General features: G+C 71.8%; 2 protein-coding genes. Both read left to right on the top strand.

Features of this window, described 5'->3' with window-relative positions; all coding sequences use genetic code 11:
- The first annotated feature begins 131 nt into the window (after window positions 1-131).
- The gene (locus CQZ88_RS23780) at window positions 132-503 is read left to right on the top strand and encodes a DUF3817 domain-containing protein (protein ID WP_006938400.1); all 372 of its coding nucleotides are present in this window, start codon (window positions 132-134) and stop codon (window positions 501-503) included.
- A gap of 96 nt (window positions 504-599) precedes the next feature.
- Window positions 600-1,490, top strand: coding sequence for a tetratricopeptide repeat protein (locus CQZ88_RS23775; RefSeq protein ID WP_029542958.1), 891 nt, complete (start codon window positions 600-602; stop codon window positions 1,488-1,490).
- The last annotated feature ends 13 nt before the right edge of the window (window positions 1,491-1,503 follow it).

Here is a 1,503-nt window from a genome sequence, read left to right as displayed (position 1 = left end):
GGCGACGCCCTCATCGTCCGCGTCCCCAAGGCGTAGACCGCGTCCAATACTCTCGTCGCCGCCCCCGCGCACCGCGTGGGGGCGGTGACGTCTCTCACAGCAACGACAGCTCGTCGTAGCCGATCGGCACAATGGTGTGCATGGCGAACTTCTTCGATCTCAGCACCCCGGCCAAGCGGTTCCGCTTCGTCGCCGTCCTCGAGGCCTTCACCTGGGCCGGCCTGCTCGTCGGCATGGCGTTCAAGTACCTGCCCGAGAACGGCAACGAGATCGGGGTGAAGATCTTCGGCCCGCTGCACGGCGGCGTGTTCGTGGCCTTCGTCCTCGTCGCCCTCCTCACCGCGCGGGCGCTGAAGTGGAACCTGGTCACCACGGGCCTGGCCCTGATCTCGTCCGTCCCGCCGTTCGGCACGATCGTCTTCGAATGGTGGGCTGTGCGCACCGGCCGGCTCGCGGAACTGTCCGCGCAAGCGCGTCCGGTGGACGCGCCCGCACTCGCCTGACCTGCTGTCCCCTGTCGCGCGGAACGTGACAGACTGGACGGCGTGACTCGACCAGGTTCCCGTCCTGCAGCACGTTCCGCCGCGACCGCCGCGGCGATGTCCGGCGCGGTGGATCTCGCGCCCCTCAAGGAGCGGTCTACCGCGCCCCCACCTCCGTCGCAGCCCGGCTCCGGCACCGGCCCCCAGTCCGGTTTCACGCCCGTCGTCGACGTTACCGAGGCCACCTTCGAGGCCGAGGTGCTGCAGCGCTCGATGCAGGTCCCCGTCATCGTGGACCTGTGGGCCACCTGGTGTGGCCCGTGCAAGCAGCTCTCGCCCGTCCTCGAGAAGCTGGCCCACGAGGGCGGCGGCAGCTGGGTCCTCGCGAAGGTCGACGTGGACGCCAACCCGCGGATCGCGCAGGCGTTCGGTGTGCAGTCCGTGCCGACCGTCGTCGCGATCGCCGCCGGGCAGCCCCTCGCCGACTTCCAGGGCGTGCAGCCCGAACCGCAGCTTCGGCAATGGCTCGCCGCCATCCAGGACGCGGTCGCCGGAAAGCTGTCCGGCCCGCCCGGCGCCGAGCCCGTCGAGGAGCAGGAGGATCCGCGGTTCGTCGCCGCCGAGCAGGCCCTCGAGGCAGGGGACCTGGCCGGTGCCGAGGCGGCGTACGAGCTGATCCTGAACTCCGAGCCCGCCAATGCCGACGCTCTGGCCGCGCTGCGGCAGGTCCGGTTCCTCGCCCGCGCTCAGTCGGTGCCCGAGGACGCGATCGCCGCGGCCGACGCCGCCCCGGCCGACCTCGAGGCGCAGCTCGTCGCGGCCGACGCCGAACTGTTCGCCCAGCAGCCCGAGGCCGCCTTCACCCGGCTGATCGGGTTCGTCGCCCGCAGCGCCGGCGACGAGAGGAACGCCGCCCGCACGCGGCTGCTGGAGCTGTTCGAGCTGTTCGATCCCGCCGAGCCGTTCGTCGTCACCGCGCGCCGCAAGCTGGCGTCGGCGCTGTACTGATCGGTTCCCGACC

This window comes from Rhodococcus sp. ENV425 (assembly GCF_002887785.1).
In the GTDB taxonomy this organism is placed as follows: domain Bacteria; phylum Actinomycetota; class Actinomycetes; order Mycobacteriales; family Mycobacteriaceae; genus Rhodococcus; species Rhodococcus aetherivorans.
The sequence above is the reverse complement of the archived record's forward strand: the minus strand, read 5'-3'. Positions and strand labels throughout refer to the sequence as shown.